The organism is Methylomagnum sp., from assembly GCF_054333355.1.
In genome coordinates, this window is sequence record NZ_JBTEKS010000382.1 from 1 (window position 1) to 4,105 (window position 4,105).

General features: G+C 57.8%; 5 protein-coding genes. 1 reads left to right on the forward strand and 4 read right to left on the reverse strand.

All coding sequences use genetic code 11. From position 1 onward, the window contains the following. Positions 1-78: 78 nt before the first annotated feature. The 3 genes from ACXWUF_RS19675 to ACXWUF_RS19685 form a co-directional block, all read right to left on the reverse strand. Positions 79-486: an ExbD/TolR family protein gene (locus ACXWUF_RS19675; protein WP_458496281.1), complete on the reverse strand. Its 408-nt coding sequence runs from the start codon at positions 484-486 to the stop codon at positions 79-81. A gap of 1 nt (position 487) precedes the next feature. After that, positions 488-1,087 (reverse strand): MotA/TolQ/ExbB proton channel family protein, encoded by a 600-nt coding sequence (locus ACXWUF_RS19680; protein ID WP_458496282.1) that lies wholly within the window; start codon positions 1,085-1,087, stop codon positions 488-490. Between the two features lie 72 nt (positions 1,088-1,159). Further along, a complete protein-coding gene (locus ACXWUF_RS19685) occupies positions 1,160-1,984 on the reverse strand; it encodes a TonB family protein (RefSeq protein ID WP_458496283.1) in 825 nt (274 codons plus the stop codon). A 301-nt stretch (positions 1,985-2,285) separates the two neighbouring features. On the opposite strand from ACXWUF_RS19685, the gene ACXWUF_RS19690 reads away from it, so the two are divergent. Then, positions 2,286-3,110 (forward strand): undecaprenyl-diphosphate phosphatase, encoded by an 825-nt coding sequence (locus ACXWUF_RS19690; protein ID WP_458496284.1) that lies wholly within the window; start codon positions 2,286-2,288, stop codon positions 3,108-3,110. Between the two features lie 47 nt (positions 3,111-3,157). On the opposite strand, the gene ACXWUF_RS19695 is transcribed toward ACXWUF_RS19690, so the two are convergent. Further along, entirely contained in the window at positions 3,158-3,937 is a 780-nt protein-coding gene (locus tag ACXWUF_RS19695) for a TatD family hydrolase (RefSeq protein WP_458496285.1), read from the reverse strand. Positions 3,938-4,105: the final 168 nt, after the last annotated feature.

The window sequence follows — 4,105 nt, forward strand, 5'->3', positions numbered from 1 at the left end:
TGGCTTCGACTCCGCTCAGCCAGCGGGGCCGGAGCCAGCCGCCGTTCGCTGGGCGGAGTCGAAGCGAACGGCGGCTGGCTATTTCTCGCGGGTGAGGAACGACAGCTTGCCGATCCCGGCCCGCTGCACTATCGCCATCACTTCCGCCGCCCTGCCGTAATTGATCTTGTCGTCCACGTTGAACTGCACCATCAATTCCGGGTCGCGGGCCAAAAGCTCGGCCAACTGCGGCCCGAGTCCATCCATCGCCACTTTCTGCGTGTTCAGGAACACATCCCCCGCTGCGTCGATGCTCACCGTGGTTAGATGGTCCTGGGGCGTCGGGGAAGTCGCCACGGTTTTCGGCAGGTTCACTTTCACCGATTGCGTGAGCAAGGGCGCCGTCACGATAAACACCACCAACAACACCAACATCACGTCCACCAAGGGCGTGACGTTGATCTCGCTCATGGCCTCCTGATCGGAAAAATTATTGCCGAACGCCATATTAATTCTCCCGCTTCAATACAAAGCCCGCCTTCATCGCCAAGTGGAGGAAGTCGGTGGCGAAATTCTCCAGATCCGCGACCCCCAGCTTGACCTGCCGCAGGAAGAAGTTATAGGCCAGCACGGCGGGAATGGCGGTGGCGATGCCAATGGCGGTGGCAACCAAGGCCTCGCCAATGGGCGCGGCCACCACATCCAGGCTGGCGGACCCGGCTTTGCTGATGTCCTGGAGGGCGTGCATGATGCCCCACACGGTCCCGAACAAGCCGATGAAAGGCGACGTACTGCCGATGCTGGCAAGGATGGTCAAGCCCTGCTCGATGCGATGGCGTTCTTGCTGGATTTGCTGGCGCAGGCTGCGTTCCAGGATGTCCTGTTTGTCGCCGCTCGATTGCAGATTCGCCGACTCGTGTGACTCGGCATCGCGCAGCACGCCGAAGCCAACCTGGCCGATGCGGGCCAGCGGCCCATCGGCGTCATCCAGGCCCGCCGCCGCGCCCAAGCTGCTCGCATTCCAAAATGAGCGGCTGTAGGCGCGGTTGGCGCGTTGCACCCGCCATTGCTCCCAGGCCTTTAAAAAGATGATGCTCCAAGCGAGCACGGAAAATCCCACGAGGGTCCATAGCGTGGCGTTGACGATTGGGCTTGTTGCGAACGATGACATAAGCTTCCCTTATCCCTCCAAATTGAAATTAATCGGTACGTTGGCCCAGCCCTCCACGGCTTGCCCATTGCGCTTGTTGGGCGCGTAACGGACCTTGCACACGGCCTCCAGGGCGGCTTCGTCCAGCACGTCATGCCCCGAGCTTTGGTGAATCTCGGCCTGACCGCAACTGCCATCGGCCAGAATCTTCACCCGCACCACGACCCGGCCCTCCCAATTCCGGCGCTTCGCTACCGCCGGATATTCTGGGCTGGGCCGTTGGAGATAATGGGCTGGCGAATTGCCCGCCTCCTTGGCACCCCCATCGCGCTTGGAGTCGGTCGCATGGGTCTTGGCGGTGGCCGATGAGTTGGACGACTCGACTGGCCGAGACACTGGCTCGGGAGGCGCTGGCTCGGTCTTCGCGGGCGTGGAATCTTCCACCGGCTCGTCCCTTTCGGCGGGGGGCGGCTCAGGCTTGGGGTCGGGCCGGGGCAGGACCACCGGCTTTGGTTTCGGTGGCGCTTTCGGGCGGGGCGGCGCGATGGGTTTCGGAAGCGCCATGGGTTTCGGCTGAGGCTTGGGTTCGGCCCGTTTGGGTTCCTCCCGCTTCGGCATCGGTTCCGGCGCTTTAGCAACCGTCTCAAGCTTAGGCGGTGGAGTCAGTATCACCTCAATGATTCTGTCGGGCTTGGGCTTGGGTTCGAGCCGCTTTTCTAAGATGCCCCTGAATTGCCAAGCGGACAAATGCAGCGCCGCCGAGACCATCAGAACCAAGCCATAACGGCCCCACGGACGCCACCCGCTGGATTCCTTATCAATAAACAAATCCGTAAAAGCAATCGTGATTGGCATGAGTAAAAGCCCGCTCCTGTGAGCCTGCGCTGCATCCACAAAGTCGCGGATGTTAGCACAGCGTGATGCGGCCTTGAATTCCGGCTTTTTTCAGCCTTACATTCAAAAACCAGGCTTTATCAAGCTCCCCCGATAAATACTTTTCTTGCCTACGCGATATACCCGAACATACTGTGGCTTTTAGCCAAGGTCGCGCCCTTGCCCGGAGAGTCGTGGTATAAACGGCGACGAGGCTTTATTCCAGCCGCCCATTCAAGCGGCGGACCTGCCGTTATCCTTAAACACCCTGTCTAATTAAACGATGAATTTTATATTACTGCTGGACGCACTAATCCTCGGCGTGGTCGAGGGTCTGACCGAGTTCCTGCCGGTTTCAAGCACCGGGCATCTTATCTTGGCGGGAGACCTGCTGAAATTTAACGACGAACGGGGCAAGCTGTTCGAAATTGTCATTCAATCAGGCGCTATTCTGGCGGTTTGCTGGGAGTACCGTGCGAAGCTCATCCATGTGGCTGGCAATCTTCATCGCACAGCCGAGGCCCGACGCTTCGCGGTGAACCTTTTCGTCGCCTTTCTTCCACTGGCGATTCTCGGACTCGCTTTCGGCAAAGCGATCAAGGCCCATCTTTTTCAGCCTGTGCCCGTGGCGCTTGCGTTCATCATCGGTGCCTTCGTGATCCTTTGGGCTGAAAAGCGTACTCACACGGTCAGAATCGAAAGCGTCGACGACATGCGCGTCATGGACGCTTTGAAATTGGGGTTCGCTCAAGCCGTCGCGCTGATTCCCGGCACTTCGCGTTCCGGCGCGACCATCATTGGAGGATTATTGTTCGGCCTGTCCCGGAAAGCGGCGACCGAATTCTCATTCTTCCTCGCCATCCCAACCCTCATGGTGGCAACGGCCTATCAAGTCTACAAGGAACGCGCTTTGCTGAGCGTTGACGATCTCGGCATGTGGGCCGTGGGCTTCGTGTCCGCCTTCGTGTCCGCCTTCCTCTGCGTGCGCTGGCTGCTGAGATATATTTCCAGCCACGACTTCACGGCGTTCGCCTGGTATCGAATCGCGTTCGGCATCATTGTTATCGCCACCTGGAAATTTGGATTTGTCAACTGGACAAACCCATAATCCAGACCTTCAGACAATATCTATCGCGTAGCGGAATATCGGGTTTATCAAGCCGCCTTAACCGGGAATAAGGAATAAAAGTTTTTGGTGGTCAGCGCCGCAATATAATCCAAGGAAACCCCTCTGAGCTTTGCAATGAATTCCGCTACGTGATAAACATGAGAGGGATAATTCGGCTTGCCCCGATAAGGAATGGGCGCCAGATAAGGAGAATCGGTTTCGATTAATAGACGATCTTCAGGCACTTGTTTCGCCGCGTCCTGAATGGCCACCGCATTCTTAAAGGTCACGATCCCGGAAAAAGAAATATAAAAGTTTAAATCCAGCGCCTTCCTGGCCGTCTCCCAATCCTCGGTAAAGCAATGCAAAACCCCGCCAATATCAGCCGCGCCCTCCTGAGCCAAGATTTCAAGGGTGTCATCGCGGGCCTCTCGGGTATGAATAATTAAAGGCTTCCTGGCCTGTTTCGCCGCTTGGATATGGCGGCGAAACCGTTCCTTCTGCCAAGCCAAATCCCCTTCGCTCCGATAATAATCCAGGCCGGTTTCCCCGATAGCGACGACCTTGGAATCCTTCGCCAATTCAACCAGTTCATCGCAGGTGGGTTCATGGCAGTCCCGCTCGTTCGGATGCACGCCGACGGAGACGGAAACATTGTCATACCCGTCAACCAGCGCCCGCATCTTGGGGTAATTCTCTAAATCAATAGCCACGCAGAGCATGTGTTCGATTCCTTTTTGAGAGGTTTCGGCCATGCATTTCGAGAAATCGCTTTGATAAGTGGCCAGATTAAGCCGGTCGAGATGGCAGTGGGAATCTACAAGCATAAATTCAGCGGTGATTGCTTTCCTGGAAATAAAAAACCCCCCGCCTGTGGGGCGGGGGGTTGACCGGTCCGGCACGGGGACGGGGGCGCCGGTGGCCCGGCGCCGTCCGGCCTACATGAAGGACGGGATCAGCGGCGCGTCGATCTGGGTCACCTGGCGGGTGCCGGC